Raw genomic sequence first — 16481 nt, 5'->3', positions numbered from 1 at the left:
AGCTACGCATTCTCCCGGATGCCCGCGAAGAGGTCGGACTCGGGGAGGGAAGTGTCGACCAACGACTTCGCCAGCTCGTACTCCTCCGTGGGCCAGACCTCCTTCTGGATCTCCATCGGGACGCGGAACCAGCCGCCGTCCGGGTCGATCTGCGTGGCGTGCGCGATGAGCGCCTTGTCACGGATCTCGAAGTAGTCGGCGCAGGGCACGTGGGTGGTCAGGGTCCGCTCCTTGCGCTCGAACTCCTTCCACCGCTCCAGCCACTCCCCGTACGGGGATTCCAGGCCGCGGGAGAGGAGTGCCTCGTGCAGGGCGATGGTGCGCGGCTTGTTGAAGCCCTGGTTGTAGTAGAGCTTCTGCGGCTGGTACGGGGTGCCGTACTCGGCCTCGGGGAACTTGTCGGTGTCGGCCGCGCCGTCGAAGGCCACCATCGTGATCTTGTGGGTCATGATGTGGTCGGGGTGCGGGTAGCCGCCGTTCTCGTCGTAGGTGGTGATGACCTGCGGCTTGAAGGCGCGGATCTTCTTCACCAGCTCGCCGGCGGCCTCATCGACGTCCGCGAGCGCGAAACAGCCCTCGGGCAGCGGCGGCAGCGGGTCGCCCTCGGGCAGGCCGGAGTCGACGTAGCCCAGCCATTCCTGCTCGATCCCGAGGATCTCGCGGGCCTCGTCCATCTCCTTGGCCCGCACCTCGTGGATGTTCTCCTCGATGTACTTGTCGCCCTGGAGCTTGGGGTTCAGTACGGAGCCGCGCTCACCGCCGGTGCAGGTCACCACCAGGACGGGCACTCCTTCGGACACGTACTTGGCCATGGTGGCCGCGCCCTTGCTCGACTCGTCGTCGGGGTGGGCGTGGACGGCCATCAGTCGAAGCTGCTCGGTCAAGACAGGATCCTCTGTGATTCGGCGCGAAGGGCGACTTCTATAGTGACCGAATCGGGGGGCGGAAAATTCCAGGGGTACCTCACCCTCCCCAGCGAGAGGAACGATCATGAGCGCCCTGCGCGAAGGACTGCCCGAGGGCCGTTACGGCCGCTCGGCGGATGAGCGTGCGGACCGCAAGCTCAAGATCGTCGGATCGGTCCTCGGGGTGGCCCTGCTGGGCGTGGTCGGCTGGATCGGCTGGGACTACGTCGGCGGGCAGGCGGTCAGCGCCGAGGTGATCAAGTTCCAGATCGTGTCGGACTCCGAGGTCAAGGTGCACCTGGAGGTCCGCAAGGAGGCCTCGGTGACCGGCGTGTGCACGCTCATGTCCCAGGACGAGCAGCACGGCGAGGTGGGCCGCGCCGACTTCACCTTCGCGCAGCGGGACTCGCGGGTGGACGAGATGGTCACGCTGAAGACCACGGGCCGGGCCACGATGATCGAGCTGATCGGCTGCCAGGCCGCGGGCTCGGCGGGCTGACGCGCGGGCCGCCCCGGACCGAAGGCCACCGGCGGCGGGGTGACGATCGGCGTTACCATCGCCGTGGAGACTCGCAGACTCGCGGTGCCTCCGTGCGGCCCGCCCGCACCGCGGGACGGGCCTCGGCGCCCCCACCGGCCACCGGAAGGGGAACACGCGCAGGTCGAGGGCCGCGTGCGCACCGATTTGGAGCGCTGACGGCCGCTGCGACCAGGCGGTACGGCGATTTCGCCGGGTGCGATGACACACTTCATACACATGGTGTCCTCCCCCTTTTCTTCCCGAATTGTTAGGCTCGTGGTTTCGCCCGCCGCTGGCGGCTTTGTATTCCCCTGTACCGACGAGGAGCAACCGTGACCCAGACGAGCGAGAGCGTCACCTGGCTGACCCAGGCGGCGTACGACCAGCTGAAGGCCGAGCTGGACTACCTCTCTGGTCCCGCACGCACGGAGATCGCCACCAAGATCGCGGCCGCCCGCGAAGAGGGCGACCTGCGCGAGAACGGCGGTTACCACGCGGCCAAGGAGGAGCAGGGCAAGCAGGAGCTCCGGGTCCGCCAGCTCACGCAGCTCCTGGAGAACGCGAAGGTCGGCACCGCGCCCGCCGCCGAGGGCGTCGTCGCCCCGGGCACGCTGGTGACGATCGCGTTCGACGGGGACGAGGACGACACGCTGGAGTTCCTGCTGGCCTCCCGCGAGTACGCGTCCTCGGACTTCGAGACCTACTCCCCGCAGTCGCCCCTGGGCAGCGGCGTGATGGGCAAGACGATCGGCGAGGACGCCGAGTACGAGCTGCCGAACGGCAAGAAGGCCGCGGTCAAGATCCTGGCGGTCAAGCCCTTCACCGGCTGATCACCCCCCTGCCGGCCCGCCACGGGCAGGCACGCACGTACGCGTGAGCCCCCGCCGGACCCGGCGGGGGCTCACGCGCGTCCGGGGCGTCGCGCGTCCGGGGGTCAGGCGGTCGCCGAGCGGTACTTGCGGACCGCCAGGGTGCGGAACACCGCGATGATCAGCACCGACCACAGGACCGACGCGAGCTCCGGGTGCTGCATCGGCCAGGCCGCGGGGACCGGGTAGCCCTCCGGGAGGTTGCCGAAGAGCTCGCGGGCCGCCTGGACGGTGGCGCTGAAGGGGTTCCACTCCGCGATGTGCCGCAGGAAGTCGGGCATGTTGTCGGAGGGGACGAAGGCGTTCGAGATGAACGTCAGCGGGAAGAGCCAGATCAGCCCGCCCGAGGTGGCCGCCTCCGGGGTGCGCACCGACAGGCCGATCAGGGCGCCGATCCAGGAGAAGGCGTAGCCGAGCAGGAGCAGCAGGGCGAAGCCGCCGAGGACCTCGCCGGCGCTGGTGTGGGTGCGCCAGCCGACGAGCAGGGCCACCGCCGCCAGCACGACGAGGGTGAGCGTGGTCTGGACGAGGTCGGCGAGGGTGCGGCCGGTGAGGACCGCGCCACGGGCCATGGGCAGGGAGCGGAACCGGTCGATGAGGCCCTTGTGCATGTCGTCCGCGACGCCGGCGCCCGCGCCGGCGGTGGCGAAGGTGACGGTCTGGGCGAAGATGCCGGCCATCAGGAACTCGCGGTAGTCGGCCGGGGAGGTGCTGCCGCCGACGGCGATGGAGCCGCCGAAGACGTAGCTGAACAGGACGACGAACATCACCGGCTGGATGACGCCGAAGACGATCACCTCGGGGATGCGGGACATCCGGATGAGGTTGCGCTTGGCGATCACCAGCGAGTCCCGGACGCCCTGGGTGACGCCGCCGCGCGGACGGGGGGCCGCGGGTTCCGCGGCCGGGGTCGTGACGGTCACCTCGCCGCCTCCTTCCGCGCGCCCTTGGTCCCGGCCGAGGTCCGGGCCGAGGTCCCGGCCCCGGTCCCGGCCGCGCCGTCCGCCTCTTCGTGCGCGGCGCGCTCGGCGGCGTGGCCGGTGAGGGAGATGAACACGTCGTCGAGGGTGGGGCGGCGCAGGCCGATGTCGTCGATCTCGATGCCCCGGGAATCCAGCTCGCGGATGACCTCGGCGAGGAGCTTGGCGCCGCCCGAGACCGGGACGGTCAGCTTGCGGGTGTGCTCCTCGACGGTGGCCTCCCCCTTGCCGAAGCCGACGAGGACCTGGCGGGCGGTGGGGATGTGGTCGCGCTCGTGGACGACGACCTCGACGCGCTCGCCGCCCGTCTGGGCCTTGAGCTGGTCGGAGGTGCCGCGGGCGATGACCTTGCCGTGGTCGACGACCGCGATGTCGTGGGCGAGGCGGTCGGCCTCCTCCAGGTACTGGGTGGTGAGCAGCAGGGTGGTGCCGCCGGCCACGAGTTCCTCGATGACGTCCCACAGGGCCTGGCGGTTGCGCGGGTCGAGGCCGGTGGTGGGCTCGTCCATGAACATCACGGGCGGGCGGACGACGAGGGCGGCGGCGAGGTCGAGGCGCCTGCGCATGCCGCCGGAGTAGGTCTTGGCGGGGCGGTCGGCGGCATCGGCGAGGCCGAAGCGGTCCAGGAGTTCGACCGCGCGCGCCTTGGCCGCGCGGGCGCTCATCTGGTAGAGCTGGCCGACCATCCGGAGGTTCTCGCGGCCGGTGAGGTATTCGTCCACGGCGGCGAACTGGCCGGAGAGACCGATGGAGCGGCGGACCTCGTTGGGGTGCTTCAGCACGTCGATCCCGGCGACGACGGCGCGGCCGCGGTCGGGCTGGAGGAGGGTGGTCAGGACGCGGACGGTCGTTGTCTTGCCGGCGCCGTTGGGGCCGAGCAGGCCCAGCACGGTGCCTTCGGGGACATCGAGGTCCACTCCGTCCAGAGCCCGTACGTCGCCGAAGGTCTTGACCAGACCTTCGGCGTAGATGGCGCCTGGCATGTGGGTGCTCCCAGAGTCGATCGGGCCGTAGGGGCGCGGCGACGTTCGACGGCGAAGCCGCCGAAATCGGGGCGTTCCTACGCGAATCCTAGGCACGCCGGGCGAGCCTCGCCCGGCGCACCGGCACCGTATCGCGTCATATCGCGAGCCGCCACGGCTTTCCCGAAGCCCGCGCCCGGGCCCGCACCGCACCCCGGCCCCGGCCCCGACCCCCGGCCCCGGCCCCGAAGCCCCCGCGCCCTCAGCCCGTGACCCGGTAGCCCGCGCCGTGCAGGGTCCGGGCGACCTGGGCGCAGTGCTCGGGGCCCTTGGTCTCCAGGTGGAGCTCGACCTCGACCTCGGTGAGCCCGAGCCGCGGGTCGGTCCGTACGTGGCTGACGTCCAGCACGTTGGCGTCCACCGTGCTCAGCACCCCCAGCAGCCCCGCGAGGGCGCCGGGCCGGTCGGTCACGCGCAGCCGCAGCGACAGGTACCGCCCGGCGGCGGCCATGCCGTGGCGCAGGATGCGCTGGAGGAGCAGGGGGTCGATGTTGCCGCCGGACAGGACGGCCACGACCGGGCCGCCCCCGTACCGTTCGGGCTCGCTCAGCAGCGCGGCCACCGGGCTGCAGCCGGCCGGTTCGACGACGAGCTTGGCCCGCTCCAGGCAGAGCAGCAGGGCACTGGAGAGCGCGTCCTCGGAGACGGTGCGGACGTCGTCGAGCAGCTCCCCGATGATCTTGAAGGGGACGTCGCCGGGCCGGCCCACCTTGATGCCGTCGGCCATGGTGGTGGGGTCGTCGATCGAGACGGGGTGACCGGCCCTGAGCGAGGGCGGGTACGCCGCCGCGCCCGCCGCCTGCACGCCGATCACCTTCACGTCCGGGCGCAGCGCCTTCACCGCGACGGCGATCCCGGCCGCGAGACCGCCGCCGCCGATCCCGACGAGGATCGTGCGGACCTCCGGGCACTGCTCCAGGATCTCCAGGCCGACCGTGCCCTGTCCGGCGATGATGTCGCGGTGGTCGAAGGGGTGGATGAACACCGCCCCCGTCCGGTCCGCGTGCTCCTGGGCCGCCGCGAGGGTCTCGTCGACGACCTGGCCGTGCAGGCGCACCTCCGCGCCGTACTCCTCGGTGGCGGCCACCTTGGGGAGCGGGGCGCCGACCGGCATGAACACCGTGGAGCGGACCCCGAGCAGGGAGGAGGCGAGCGCGACGCCCTGCGCGTGGTTGCCGGCGCTGGCGGCGACGACGCCCGCCGCGCGCTGCTCGGGGCGCAGGCCCGCGATGCGCACGTAGGCACCGCGCAGCTTGAAGGAGCCCGTCCGCTGGAGGTTCTCGCACTTGAAGTGCACCGGGGAGCCGGTCAGCGCCGAGAGGTGCCGGCTGCCCTCCATCGCGGTGACCCGGGAGACCCCGGAGAGCATCTTCTGGGCCCCCCGCACGTCGTCGAGGATGACCTGCGGAACGGGCTCGGGCACGCGGTAGTTCATGCGGCCAGTCTCGCAGCCCGCGAAGGTCCCGGCTCAGGGGCGAAATCTCGCCATGCGGAACGGTGGTGGGGTGCCCGGACCCAAGCACCGTACGAGTTCTCGTACGCGGCGTACGAGCCGCCGTACGGCCGCGTACTCTGTCCCCCATCCTTGTCGGCCCCATGCGAAGAGAGCCCACGGCCATGCCCTCCATCCCGGCCAGTTCCGACCTGCCCGCGGCGGCCGAAGCGCCCGCCGGATCCGGTCTCCTCGACGCGCTCCAGCACCAGGTCGCGGTCTTCGCCCGGCGGGCCGAGCAGACCCGCCTGGGCGGGGTCGGCCAGGCCCGCAACTCGATGGACCGCGCCGCGTACCTGCTGCTGAACCGCCTCGATCTGGAAGGCCCGATGGGCGTGAAGGCGCTGGCCGGAGGGATGGGCATCGACTCGTCCACCGTCACGCGCCAGGTCGCCCCGCTCGTCGACGCCGGTCTGGTCAAGCGCACCTCGCACCCCGAGGACGGCCGGGCCGTGGTGCTCGCGCTGTCCGCGCGCGGGCTGGCCCGGCTGGAGGAGGTCCGCTCCTCGCGGCGCGAGCTGATGGCCCGCGTGACCTCGGGCTGGAACGAGGAAGAGCGCGAGGCGTTCACGAAGCTGCTGACCCGCTTCAACCTGTCGCTGTCGGAGCTGATGGCCGCGGCGATCGAGGGCGGCCCGGCCTCCTGAGCGAACCCGCGTGATCCGGCCCCGTCCGACCCCTTGACCGGGGTGGTGGGACCGGCCCCACCATGGGTGCCGTGGACCGGCGTTCGGGGCGCGACCCGGAGTTCGAGGCCTTCGTCGCGGGCGCGGCGGGGCGGCTGCTGCACGTCGCCGTCCTGCTGACCGCCGAGCCGGCGGCGGGGAGCGCGGGGGCGGGGGCTGGGGCTGCGGGCGCGACGGCCGCCGGGGCGCCCGCCGCGCGGCGGCTGCTGGCCGGCGCGCTGGCCCGTACGTACGCCCACTGGGAGCGGCTGCGCGGCGACGACCCGTACGACCACACCCGCCAGGAGCTCTGCGCGGCCTACGCCCGCACGGCCCGGCGGCTCGGCCCCGGCACCGGGGTGCTGGCGCGGCTCAGCCCGCCGGAGCGGCTCGTCCTGGTGATGCGGATCTACGAGGGCGTCGCCGAGGAGGTCACCGCCGCCCAGCTGGGGCTGGCCCCCGAGCGGGTCGAGGCCATCTGCAACCGGGCCGTGGCCGCGATGCGGGCGACGCCCGGCCGGGAGACCGCCGCATGAGCCCCTTCGACCGTAAGGAATCGCAGGTCAGGGCACTGCTGGAGGGGCCACATCCAGCGGTCCCGGCCGGTCTGGCGGCAGCCGCCAAGACCCAGGGCCGGCGCCTGCTGCGCCGCCGCCGGGCGCTGCGCCGGTTCGGCTGGACGGTGCTGTGCGCGGCGGCGCTGGCCTTCGCGGTGTGGGCGGCGCTGACCCACCCGTGGGCCACGCCGCCGAGCGACGTCTCCCCTCCCCTGGAGGGCTGGTAGCCCTCCAGGAGCGGGGCCGGACGCTCTAGCCGAGGGCCTGGGTGAGGTCCGCGATGAGGTCGTCGGCGTTCTCGATGCCGACGGAGACGCGGATCAGGTCCGCCGGGACCTCCAGGGCCGAGCCGGCCACCGAGGCGTGGGTCATGCGACCCGGGTGCTCGATGAGGGACTCGACGCCGCCGAGGGACTCGGCCAGGGTGAAGATCTTGGTGCGGCCGCAGACCGCGACGGCCTCTTCCTCGCCGCCGGCGACCTGGAAGGAGACCATGCCGCCGAAGTTGCGCATCTGCTTGGCGGCGATCTCGTGGCCCGGGTGCTCGGGCAGGCCCGGGTAGAGGACCTTGGTGACCTTCGGGTGGCGCTGGAGCACCTCCACGATCTTCGCGGCGTTCTCGGCGTGCCGGTCCATGCGCACGGCGAGGGTCTTGATGCCGCGCAGCACGACCCAGGAGTCGAAGGGGCCGGCGACCGCGCCCATCGCGTTCTGGTGGTAGGCGAGCTCCTCGCCGAGGGCCTCGTCGGCGGCGACGAGGGCGCCGCCGACGACGTCGGAGTGGCCGCCCATGTACTTGGTCAGCGAGTGCACGACGACATCGGCGCCGAGCGCGAGCGGCTGCTGGAGGTAGGGGGAGGCGAAGGTGTTGTCGACGACGAGCTTCGCGCCGGCGGTGCGGGCGATGCCGGCGATCATCGCGATGTCGGTGATCCCGAGCAGCGGGTTCGAGGGGGTCTCGACCCAGATGAGCTTGGTCTTCGGGGTCAGGGCCGCGCGCACCGAGTCGGCGTCGGAGGTGTCGGCCACCGACCACTCCACGCCCCAGCGGGAGACGACCTTCGCGAAGAGGCGGAAGGTGCCGCCGTAGGCGTCGTTCGGGATGACCACGTGGTCGCCCGGCGAGAGCAGCGTGCGCAGCAGGCAGTCCTCGGCGGCGAGCCCGGACGCGAAGGCGAGGCCGCGCCGGCCGCCCTCCAGCGCCGCGAGGTTCTCCTCCAGCGCGGTGCGGGTCGGGTTGCCGCTGCGGCTGTACTCGTAGCCTTCGCGCAGTCCGCCCACGCCGTCCTGCTTGTACGTGGACACCTGGTAGATCGGGGGCACGACCGCGCCGGTCCGCGGGTCCGCCGTGTTGCCCGCGTGGATCGCGCGGGTCTCGAAGCTCTGGTGCTCGTGGCTGTCGTCGCTCATGGACAGATGCTATGCCCCGCGCGGGCCGCGGTCCTCTCCCGGCCTGACGGTGCGCTGGCAGGACGCTGACCCGCCCCCGCGGACCGGCCCCCGGCCCGCGGCTGCGGCACGGGTACGCGGGGGCGGGTACCGGGGGGAGGCGGGGTCATTGGCCTTTCCCCCGTCGCGTCTGGTTCGCTGGAGGGCATGCAGATGATCTGGGTCCTGATGGGGCTCGCCCTGGCCGCGGCCATGACGTTCCAGTTCGTACGGGCCAGGCGCGGCGGCGGCGGCCCCCGGCTGGTCGCCCCCGGCAGCCCCGACGCGGCCGACCCGGCGGACTACGGCTTCGTCCGCCAGGAGGAGCTGGACATCCGGGTGCCCGGGCCCGACCAGGACCTGATGGACGCGCTGGGCAACGTCCAGAGCAGCGGGCAGTGGCGGGCGGCCTCGGCCCTGCTGGCCGGCACCCCCAAGGACGGCGAGCTGCGCTGGCAGCGCGTCCAGGCCTTCGGCGGCGCGGCCGCGCTGGACCTGGTGCACCGGCCCGGGGCGGGCGCGCCGTGGCTGAAGGCGTGGCGGCTGGAGGCGGAGAAGGACGCGGGCGGCGCGCAGGTGCACGCGGAGCTGCTGGTGCAGCAGGCCTGGCGGCATTCCGGCGGGGTCGGTTCCGAGGACCACCGGATCATCCTGGAGGAGGCCCGGGCGGCCTGCCGCAAGGCGGCCCTGCTGGCGCCGGGCGACCCGGTCCCCTTCATCACGGAGCTGGCGATCGCGCGCGCCCTGGGGTACGCGGAGGCGGACTTCGACGCGCTGTGGGCGAAGGTGATCGACCTCGCCCCGGCCCACATGGGGGCGCACCTGGCGGCGCTGCACTACTGGTGCGAGAAGTGGCACGGCTCGCGGGAGAAGGCCGACGCCTTCTCGCACGCGGCGGCGGCGCGCGCCCCCCGGGGCTCGCTGCTGGCGGCGCTGCCGCTGTTCGCGGTGTACGAGCACCTGCCCGAGGTGGTCCTGGTGAGCAGCTTCTGGCAGAGCGCGGTCGTCACGCGGGCCGTGGAGGGGGCGCTGTACGCGGTGCAGTCGGCGCGGGCCGACGACCCGATGCTGGCGCACGTACGGCACCTGCTGCTGGTGTTCCTGGTGAACATGGAGCGCTGGGCGGAGGCGATGGAGCAGGTGCGGCACGTGGACGGTTACGTGGGCGCCCTCCCGTGGTCCGCCACGCCGGACCCGGCCGCCTCGTACGCGGTCCACCGCGCGCTGGCGGTGGCGGGCTACGAGGCCAACGGCGGCTCCCCGGCGACGCTGCCCCACTGACGCCCACCTCCCCCGTACCGCGTACGGGGTGGCGGGAATCCCGCCCGGCCCCCCGCCGTTGACACCCGTACAAGGAGGGAATCCCCATGTTCTCGTACCGTCGCACGCCCGAGCTGCCCACCCGCGAGGAGGCCCTCAAGGGCCGCACGCAGCCGCAGTTCTCCCTGCCCGAGCGCCACACCGTCCTCGGCAACCCGCTCGCCGGTCCCTACCCCGCGCACCTGGAGGTCGCCGACTTCGGCCTGGGCTGCTTCTGGGGCGCGGAGCGCAAGTTCTGGCAGACCCCGGGGGTGTGGACCACCCTGGCCGGCTACCAGGGCGGCTACACCGAGAACCCGGAGTACGAAGAGGTGTGCTCGGGGCAGACCGGCCACACCGAGGTCGTCCGCGTGGTCTTCGACCCGGCGCTGGTCTCCTACGAGGCGCTCCTGAAGCTGTTCTGGGAGTCCCACGACCCCACCCAGGGCTTCCGCCAGGGCAACGACGTCGGCACCCAGTACCGCTCGGCGATCTACACCCACTCCCCGGCCCAGCAGGCCGCCGCGGAGGCCTCCCGCACCGCTTACCAGCGCGTCCTGACCGCCTCCGGCTACGGCGACATCAGCACCGCCGTCCTCCCGGCGGCGGAGCGCCCCTTCTGGCCGGCGGAGCCGTACCACCAGCAGTACCTCGACCGCAACATCAACGGCTACTGCGGCATCGGCGGCACGGGCGTGGCCTGCCCGATCGGCATCGCCGAGGCCGACGGCTGATCGACGCAGGGGGTGCCTCAGGACGACTGAAACCCAGCGACGGCATCGGCGATTCGATTCCATCGGGAGTCAGCCGTCCTGAGGTCCTTTTCAGGCAAGGCTGACTCCGCCGAGCATGAGCTGCCACACGACTCGCCGCGATTCAGGACATGGCGACATCGGGTGCACGAAGCAGCCGGCTTGGCGGGTTGGGACAGTGGTGGGGAGTCCTGGCCGGCGGACTACTGATCGCCGCATGGATCAACAAGGCGGCCGGGCCCGCAGTCGTGATCGCGCTCTCAGCCGCCGTCGTGCTCTGGTGCTTCTTCCAAGCCCCAGTGACATGCGGCGCTCCCGTCAGAGGACGGGAAGACGGCTGCCGCAATAACGCAGCCGCCGTGCACCGCTGAGCTGGGGAGTGGTTCGGGCTCCTACCCCACGTGGTCAGCATGACGTTCAGCCACCAGTGACCGGCCGCACAACGACGTCAGAACCGTCCGTCCACCCCGACGGCTGACTCGCACAAGTCGCAGAGAGTCAACTCGACCGGACGTGATTCACGGAGCTGGCCAGCCGCTCCGCAGCGTTCACAGACCGTTTCGCTGCGCCTCCTGAACTCGCCCACCAGCTCACCGAACCGGGCGGCTTCGGCGGGTGTCCAGTCACCACCCGGTTTCCAAGGGCGGGGAAAAGCCTGGAACGCCAGGCTTGCCCACTTCTGCTTCACTGCCAGAAGCTCATACTCGGGGAACTCCGCAACAATCGACTCGTGGCAGCGCAGCACAAGGGACCGCCAGCCAGGCCCCACAGCGAAGCCGTAGGAGGGATCGCGGAAGTGCTGCCGGACTGGCTCCAGTTCAGCATCTGGTTCGTCGGCAGGACCTCGCTCAGGGTGCCTGCTCATCTCTATGCCTCGTTCGGATCGAATCCGTAGACCCGCAACGCATCAAGATGCAGTTCGCAAGGCCTGTAGCAGTCGCCAGCAAGCGTAGCGACTCGCGCACCGCAGGGGCACGCGCGGTTGAAGCCTGTTTCCCCGGCCGTTCGGGGCGCCCCACGGCTCAGGCTCGACCGCGCTCATTTGCATCGGCAGTCGTCTTTCCCGTTCTGGAAAGGATCAGCAATTGACCCGGTCGCAACCAGCTCGGGAGCATCGAACGCGACAGGCGTACGCCGACATGTGCTCAGGTCTCCGCTGACCGACTACCTGCGGTACGAACTGGCCGCCTACCTAGGCAACATCGCAGCTGGCGAGACCATTGGCATCATCGACCAGGCCGAGCAGCACGTGACCGACCTACCGGATCACGACTTCTGGTTGTTCGATGACCAGGTCGTGTACCGGATGCACTACACGTCCGAAGCTGCGTTCATCGGCGCCGAACTGCTTCCTGCCCACTGCCTTGCCGAGTATCAGGACTACCGAGACCGCGCCCTGGCCGAAGCGGTGCCGTTCGCGGACTACTGGGAGCGGCACCACTGACCGCCGACTCGATCGGGAAAGCCCTGCGGGCGCTGCGCGATGCATCCGGACTCACGGGTGACGCCGTGGCCCGCAGGGCTTCCATGTCTGCCGGAAAGCTCTCGAAGATCAAGACGGGCAAGGTACGCCCGACCGTCCAGGATGTGGCGCCGTATGGGCCCGTGGAAGCACCAGAAGACCATCCGGGCCATCGAAGCCGGCACCACCACGCTCAGGCTCTTCCAGGGCCAGCTCGTCCCCGGACTCCTCCAGACGCCCGAGTACGCCTCTGCCATCTTTTCCCTGCCGCCGGCCATGCCGGAAGAGAGCAGGGCCAAGACCGTGGCGGCTCGCCTCGAACGGCAATCCGTCCTGTACGAGCCGGGCAGGTCGTTCCGCTTCCTCAACTGTCCCTCCCCCGCACACCGCCTGCACCTGTGCCGGGTTGCGGTGTCTCCGCCGCCCTTGCGAAGCAGCGCACAGCGGCGTATGGCGCCGGCAAGACGCTTCATCTCGGCCACGGACAGGATGACCGGCTGATTCGGTGCGGCTGCCTTGATCTCCCACGCCAGCGTGAGCGCAAGACGAACGAAGGGGCACCAGCTGGATGGCCGTGCCCCTTTCCGTTTCAGCTCACTGTCAGTCGCGCCACTTCGGGACCAGCAGGTCAGGGTTGAAGGGGCGTCGGCCTCCGCCGCCCACCGGCAGGACGATCACCGCGTGCAGTGCCTCCCTGATTAGGGCGCGCTTCTGCGCCAAGTCCAGCCTGCCGGAGGTCCAGCGCTCACGTACATCGCCGGTGACTTCGGCCGCACGCTGCTGGTTGAGGACGTGGCGTGTACGGTCCGCACGTAGTTCCTTGACCCGAGATTCCATCTTCTGGTTCTCAGGGAAGAACAGCTCATCCGAGACCTGGTCCTCCTGCCACGCCTGGAGCAGCTTGCGCTGCTTCCGCGTCAAACGGTCCAGCTCGTCTTCCCCTGCCCATTTCTCGTCCACGTGCGCTGCCCTGGCTGCCCGTTCCTCCAGCTTCGCCAGAACTGCCTCCGTGATGAATTCGTCGATCTTGGCACCATTGCGTCCCGTGCCACCGCAGCCGCCCATTCCCTTGCTGGGGCACTGATAGAGGTAGCCACCGGAGAGATCCGGCCGCACGGTCGCACGGAGTGGCGAGTTGCAGATCTGACCTTCCGCACCGGGCTTTCCGCATCGGAGGATTCCGGTCAGCAGGTACGACGGGGTGCGATAGTCCGTGACCGTTCCGTCAGACTTCACGTTGGGACCGACGCGAGCCGAGAAGACGGCATCGATGGCCATCCACTCCTTCGGGGTGATGATCGGCTCCCAGCGGCCCACAACCGGCACGCCGTTGGCGTCGCGGACCAGCTCTCCGTTGTGCTTCCGCCAGCCACACAGCCGCGGGTTCCACAGCGCGAGCTTGAGGGAGCGGCTCGCCCACTCCTTGCCGTTGATCGTGCGGACGCCGGCCTCCCGCCATTCGCGGAGGATCGAGTGCAGGGACTTGCCTGCGATCACCTCGCGGGCACCCTTCGCCAGCCACGCCGCTTCCTCGGGCTCCAGCGTGAGCTTGTCGTCCTGCCAGCCGAAGGCGCGCTTTCCGCCCACCGGGATGCCCAGCTCGGCGCGGGCACGGTGCGAGCGGCGAGCACGCCGCTGCATCTTGCGCACCTCCATCTTGGAGATGACGACACCGAATAGCCCCATGGACTCCACATCCTCGCTGTAGAGGTTCTTCGACCCCTTGGCGTCGGCGTACAGCCGTCCTTCCTCGTACGTGAGCGCGTCCACAAACCGTTCGTAGTCGCCCGCCCGGCGCGTGAGCCGGTCGTCCGCGACCACGATGACGCCGCGTACGGGCTGCCCGTCGGGCATGTGGCCCGACTTGAGCGCCTTCACCATGGCCTCGAAGTCCGGACGCACCACCGCCGCCTTGGCTGCCGACAGGTCGTTGTCGGTGTAGCGGTGCACGATCGTCCAGCCGAGACGGGCCGCCGTCTCCCCGTTCACCTTGTGCTGGTCCTCGACGCCGTGGCCGTCCCTGGCCGTGTCGGCGGAGATACGCGCGTACGAGACAACCGGGATCACCGGTGCCGCTTCGTTCACGTCCCACCCCTTTACGAAGAGTCACTGATTCTACGCAAAGAGTAGTAGTACCCCCAGCAGTACCTCGACAAGAACCCGGCGGGGTACTGCGGCATCGGCGGGACGGGCGTCTCCTGCCCGATCGGCGTGGCCACCGCCGAGTGATCCCGCCCGTCAGCGGACCGTGACGTGGGCGCGGGCCCAGGAGGTGTGGTCGAAGGCGGAGTTGGCGTTGGCGTCCTCCACCACCAGGTGGAGGAGGCGGACGCCGCGGACGTCGAGGTCCAGCGCCACCGGGCCCGTGGCGGCGGTCAGGGTGGCCGTCGTCAGGAGGGTGCGGCCGTCGGCGCGGACGAGGGCGCGGGTCGCTCCGGCTGACGACTGCCGCGCGGAGAAGTCGTCGATGCCGACCAGCGCCGTGAAGCGGTCGGCGCGGCCGCCCAGGTGGTAGACGACCTCCGAGGGGGCGTGGACGCCCAGGCCCTTGGCGTAGGTGACGCCGCCGAAGGCGATCGGGGTGCCGTCGCCCGCCTCCTTGCGGCCGTTCGAGCTGTCCCGTTCGACGGGGCCCCAGCCGTTGGCGGCCGAGACCCAGGGCAGGTCGCTGAGGTAGGCGTCGGCGGTGGGCGGCGCCGGGAGCGGGGTGAAGCGTGTGGACGCCGTGAAGCGGAACGCCGACGTGGTGGCGGAGGCCGTCACCAGGCCGGCCGCCGCCGAGGGCGCCGTCACGGTCCAGAGGGTGGTCAGGGCCGCCCCCGGGGCCAGGGACGCCGCCGTCACCGGGCCGCCCGCAACCGCCGTCCAGCCGGCCGGGAGCGCCAGTTCGACCCGTACGTCCGGCCAGGCGCGGGCGGTGCCGTTGGCCAGCCGGGTCGTCACCGAGACGCCGTCGGAGGCCACCGTCAGGCCCCAGCCGGGGCGCGGGTAGGCGTCGGCCCAGGAGGACCGCAGCAGGCTGGTCAGGGACGTCACCACCGAGGGGTTCGCCGCCGCCACGTCCCGCTGCTCCCCCGGGTCCGCCGCGAGGTCGTACAGCTCGAACTGCCACTGCCCGTCGGGGGCGCCGCGGTCCCGGGCCGGGGCGAACCGCACGCCCTTCCAGCGGCCCTGGCGCACCGCCTCCGCCACCCGCTTCGCCCGCCCCGCGTCCTGTGCGTTGGCCCGGGCGGTGACGCCCTGCTCGTCGCGGTACCAGTACAGGTGCCCGTGGAGCGGGGCCACCGCGCCCGCGCCCGCCAGGACGGGGGCGGCGGAGAGGCCGTCGATGTCGGACGGGGCCGGGGCGCCCGCCAGGTCGGCGAGGGTCGGCAGGAGGTCGTAGAGCGGGGTGGGGCGGGAGCTGGTGGTGCCCGCCGCGATCCGGCCGGGGGCCCAGGCGATCAGCGGAACCCGTACGCCGCCCTCGTAGAGGTTGCGCTTGTAGCCGCGCAGCGGCCCGTTCGCGTCGAACAGGTCGGGGTTGACCCCGCCCTCCTCGTGCGGGCCGTTGTCCGAGGCGATCAGCACCACCGTGCGCTCCGCGATCCCGTGCGCCCGCAGCCGGTCCACGACCGCGCCGACCTGCGCGTCGAGCAGGCTGATCTGCGCCGCGTGCGCCTTGTCGGCCTGCGGCCAGGAGCGGGAGGCGTAGGCGCCCACGTCCGGGATCTCGCTGGGGGCGTGCGGGAGGTTCGGGGTGAGGAAGAGGAGGAAGGGGTCGGGTCCGGCGGCGCGGGCGTCGATGAAGTCCAGGGCGCGGGCGGCGATGGCCTCGGGGGCGTAGGTGCCGGCGGCGAGGGGTTCCTTGACGTCGTTGTGCCACAGGTAGGCGGGCCGGTACTCGTGGGCGTGGCCGTGGTCGATGTACCCGTAGAACTCCTCGAAGCCGCGCGCCGCCGGATGGCTGGGCTGGTCGGCGGCCTCGGGTCCGAAGCCCCACTTCCCGAACAGGCCCGTACGGTAGCCGCGCGCCCGCAGCACCTCCGCGACGGTGGTGTCCCCGTCGCGCAGGGCGCCCTGGCCGCCGCTGTCGGGGTTGGCCCGGACGGGGGCGTGGCCGGTGTGCAGGCCGGTCAGGAGGGCGGCGCGGGAGGGGGCGCAGACGGCGGCCGCGGCGTAGGCGTCGGTGAAGCGCAGGCCCTCGGCGGCGAGCCGGTCGATGCGGGGGGTGGTGATCAGCTTCTGGCCGTACGCGCCGAGGTCGCCGTAGCCCAGGTCGTCGGCCAGGACCACCACGAGGTTCGGGGGCGCGGCGGCCGCGCTCCCCGCGGCCGCGTCCCCGGCGGCCGCGGCCGGTGCGGCCGCGGGGAGCTGGGGCAGCGCGGCGAGGCCCACGGCGGCGGATCCGGCGAGGAAGTGACGGCGGCTGGTCATCTCGGACTCCTGGGCTGCGGACGGTCGGTGACCAGATCATCGGCAGCGGGGCCCGGCGGGGGCCATGCACGGAGCATGAAGAACGTGTGACGGCGGGCGGGGACGCCGGCCCGG

Annotated in this window: 16 protein-coding genes and 2 pseudogenes; 11 read left to right on the top strand and 7 right to left on the bottom strand. The window is 71.8% G+C overall.

The window, feature by feature from the left end; genetic code table 11:
- Nucleotides 1-2 precede the first annotated feature (2 nt).
- Nucleotides 3-884, bottom strand: a complete 882-nt coding sequence (gene mca / locus ACFYYT_RS04580) for a mycothiol conjugate amidase Mca (protein WP_351823089.1) — start codon at nt 882-884, stop codon at nt 3-5.
- 106 nt (nt 885-990) lie between these two features.
- On the opposite strand from mca, the gene ACFYYT_RS04575 reads away from it, so the two are divergent.
- Together ACFYYT_RS04575 and greA are read left to right on the top strand one after the other, a co-directional pair.
- Nucleotides 991-1404 carry a DUF4307 domain-containing protein gene (locus ACFYYT_RS04575; protein WP_351823086.1) on the top strand — a complete coding sequence of 138 codons (414 nt, stop codon included), beginning with the start codon at nt 991-993 and terminating at the stop codon, nt 1402-1404.
- 353 nt (nt 1405-1757) lie between these two features.
- Nucleotides 1758-2255, top strand: coding sequence for a transcription elongation factor GreA (gene greA / locus ACFYYT_RS04570; RefSeq protein WP_351823083.1), 498 nt, complete (start codon nt 1758-1760; stop codon nt 2253-2255).
- 104 nt (nt 2256-2359) lie between these two features.
- On the opposite strand, the gene ACFYYT_RS04565 is transcribed toward greA, so the two are convergent.
- From ACFYYT_RS04565 to ilvA, 3 genes are all read right to left on the bottom strand, one after another.
- Nucleotides 2360-3217, bottom strand: coding sequence for an ABC transporter permease (locus tag ACFYYT_RS04565; RefSeq protein WP_351823080.1), 858 nt, complete (start codon nt 3215-3217; stop codon nt 2360-2362).
- Nucleotides 3214-4257 (bottom strand): ATP-binding cassette domain-containing protein, encoded by a 1044-nt coding sequence (locus ACFYYT_RS04560; protein WP_351823077.1) that lies wholly within the window; start codon nt 4255-4257, stop codon nt 3214-3216. Before ACFYYT_RS04560 ends, ACFYYT_RS04565 begins: the two co-directional genes overlap by 4 nt.
- 241 nt (nt 4258-4498) lie before the next feature.
- Nucleotides 4499-5731, bottom strand: a complete 1233-nt coding sequence (ilvA, locus tag ACFYYT_RS04555; protein ID WP_351823074.1) for a threonine ammonia-lyase — start codon at nt 5729-5731, stop codon at nt 4499-4501.
- A 182-nt stretch (nt 5732-5913) separates the two neighbouring features.
- Here ilvA and ACFYYT_RS04550 point away from each other — a divergent pair, with 182 nt between their 5' ends.
- The 3 genes from ACFYYT_RS04550 (at nt 5914) to ACFYYT_RS04540 (ending at nt 7237) form a co-directional block, all read left to right on the top strand.
- Nucleotides 5914-6435: a MarR family transcriptional regulator gene (locus ACFYYT_RS04550; RefSeq protein ID WP_351823071.1), complete on the top strand. Its 522-nt coding sequence runs from the start codon at nt 5914-5916 to the stop codon at nt 6433-6435.
- Between the two features lie 62 nt (nt 6436-6497).
- Nucleotides 6498-6989, top strand: coding sequence for a sigma factor-like helix-turn-helix DNA-binding protein (locus tag ACFYYT_RS04545; protein WP_351823068.1), 492 nt, complete (start codon nt 6498-6500; stop codon nt 6987-6989).
- The gene (locus ACFYYT_RS04540) at nt 6986-7237 is read left to right on the top strand and encodes a hypothetical protein (RefSeq protein ID WP_351823065.1); all 252 of its coding nucleotides are present in this window, start codon (nt 6986-6988) and stop codon (nt 7235-7237) included. The genes ACFYYT_RS04545 and ACFYYT_RS04540 overlap by 4 nt, the downstream gene beginning before the upstream one ends.
- A 25-nt stretch (nt 7238-7262) precedes the next feature.
- Here the strand turns inward: ACFYYT_RS04540 and ACFYYT_RS04535 are convergent, their stop codons facing one another.
- A complete protein-coding gene (locus tag ACFYYT_RS04535) occupies nt 7263-8420 on the bottom strand; it encodes a cystathionine gamma-synthase (RefSeq protein WP_351823062.1) in 1158 nt (385 codons plus the stop codon).
- A 186-nt stretch (nt 8421-8606) separates the two neighbouring features.
- On the opposite strand from ACFYYT_RS04535, the gene ACFYYT_RS04530 reads away from it, so the two are divergent.
- The 5 genes and pseudogenes from ACFYYT_RS04530 (at nt 8607) to ACFYYT_RS04510 (ending at nt 12452) form a co-directional block, all read left to right on the top strand.
- Nucleotides 8607-9719 (top strand): hypothetical protein, encoded by a 1113-nt coding sequence (locus ACFYYT_RS04530; protein WP_351823059.1) that lies wholly within the window; start codon nt 8607-8609, stop codon nt 9717-9719.
- 86 nt (nt 9720-9805) lie between these two features.
- Nucleotides 9806-10471, top strand: a complete 666-nt coding sequence (gene msrA, locus ACFYYT_RS04525; protein ID WP_351823056.1) for a peptide-methionine (S)-S-oxide reductase MsrA — start codon at nt 9806-9808, stop codon at nt 10469-10471.
- Nucleotides 10472-11630: 1159 nt separating this feature from the next.
- On the top strand, nt 11631-11933 hold the full coding sequence (locus tag ACFYYT_RS04520) for a DUF6879 family protein (protein ID WP_351823054.1): 303 nt from the start codon (nt 11631-11633) through the stop codon (nt 11931-11933).
- Nucleotides 11849-12070 (top strand): annotated as a pseudogene (locus ACFYYT_RS04515) (helix-turn-helix domain-containing protein); the annotation flags it as partial. The gene ACFYYT_RS04520 and the pseudogene ACFYYT_RS04515, both read left to right, overlap by 85 nt.
- A 16-nt stretch (nt 12071-12086) precedes the next feature.
- Nucleotides 12087-12452: a Scr1 family TA system antitoxin-like transcriptional regulator gene (locus tag ACFYYT_RS04510; protein ID WP_351823051.1), complete on the top strand. Its 366-nt coding sequence runs from the start codon at nt 12087-12089 to the stop codon at nt 12450-12452.
- Between the two features lie 99 nt (nt 12453-12551).
- Here the strand turns inward: ACFYYT_RS04510 and ACFYYT_RS04505 are convergent, their stop codons facing one another.
- Nucleotides 12552-14036, bottom strand: a complete 1485-nt coding sequence (locus tag ACFYYT_RS04505; protein ID WP_351823048.1) for a recombinase family protein — start codon at nt 14034-14036, stop codon at nt 12552-12554.
- 48 nt (nt 14037-14084) lie between these two features.
- On the opposite strand from ACFYYT_RS04505, the pseudogene ACFYYT_RS04500 reads away from it, so the two are divergent.
- Nucleotides 14085-14180 (top strand): annotated as a pseudogene (locus tag ACFYYT_RS04500) (peptide-methionine (S)-S-oxide reductase); the annotation flags it as partial.
- Nucleotides 14181-14189: 9 nt separating this feature from the next.
- Here the strand turns inward: ACFYYT_RS04500 and ACFYYT_RS04495 are convergent.
- Nucleotides 14190-16367 carry a sulfatase-like hydrolase/transferase gene (locus tag ACFYYT_RS04495; protein ID WP_351823045.1) on the bottom strand — a complete coding sequence of 726 codons (2178 nt, stop codon included), beginning with the start codon at nt 16365-16367 and terminating at the stop codon, nt 14190-14192.
- Nucleotides 16368-16481 lie beyond the last annotated feature (114 nt).

The organism is Streptomyces sp. NPDC002032, assembly GCF_042890765.1.
Taxonomy (GTDB): Bacteria; Actinomycetota; Actinomycetes; order Streptomycetales; family Streptomycetaceae; genus Streptomyces.
Note: the sequence above shows the minus strand (reverse complement) of the source record. Positions and strands in the feature narration are given on the sequence as shown.

Excerpts from the sequence above, each read along its gene's own strand:
- ACFYYT_RS04560 (WP_351823077.1), bottom strand. The coding sequence starts at position 4,257 with ATGCCAGGCGCCATCTACGCCGAAGGTCTGGTCAAGACCTTCGGCGAC.
- msrA (WP_351823056.1), top strand. The coding sequence starts at position 9,806 with ATGTTCTCGTACCGTCGCACGCCCGAGCTGCCCACCCGCGAGGAGGCC.
- ACFYYT_RS04575 (WP_351823086.1), top strand. The coding sequence starts at position 991 with ATGAGCGCCCTGCGCGAAGGACTGCCCGAGGGCCGTTACGGCCGCTCG.
- ACFYYT_RS04510 (WP_351823051.1), top strand. The coding sequence starts at position 12,087 with ATGGGCCCGTGGAAGCACCAGAAGACCATCCGGGCCATCGAAGCCGGC.
- ACFYYT_RS04550 (WP_351823071.1), top strand. The coding sequence starts at position 5,914 with ATGCCCTCCATCCCGGCCAGTTCCGACCTGCCCGCGGCGGCCGAAGCG.
- ACFYYT_RS04530 (WP_351823059.1), top strand. The coding sequence starts at position 8,607 with ATGCAGATGATCTGGGTCCTGATGGGGCTCGCCCTGGCCGCGGCCATG.
- ilvA (WP_351823074.1), bottom strand. The coding sequence starts at position 5,731 with ATGAACTACCGCGTGCCCGAGCCCGTTCCGCAGGTCATCCTCGACGAC.
- ACFYYT_RS04540 (WP_351823065.1), top strand. The coding sequence starts at position 6,986 with ATGAGCCCCTTCGACCGTAAGGAATCGCAGGTCAGGGCACTGCTGGAG.
- ACFYYT_RS04545 (WP_351823068.1), top strand. The coding sequence starts at position 6,498 with ATGGGTGCCGTGGACCGGCGTTCGGGGCGCGACCCGGAGTTCGAGGCC.
- ACFYYT_RS04495 (WP_351823045.1), bottom strand. The coding sequence starts at position 16,367 with ATGACCAGCCGCCGTCACTTCCTCGCCGGATCCGCCGCCGTGGGCCTC.
- ACFYYT_RS04535 (WP_351823062.1), bottom strand. The coding sequence starts at position 8,420 with ATGAGCGACGACAGCCACGAGCACCAGAGCTTCGAGACCCGCGCGATC.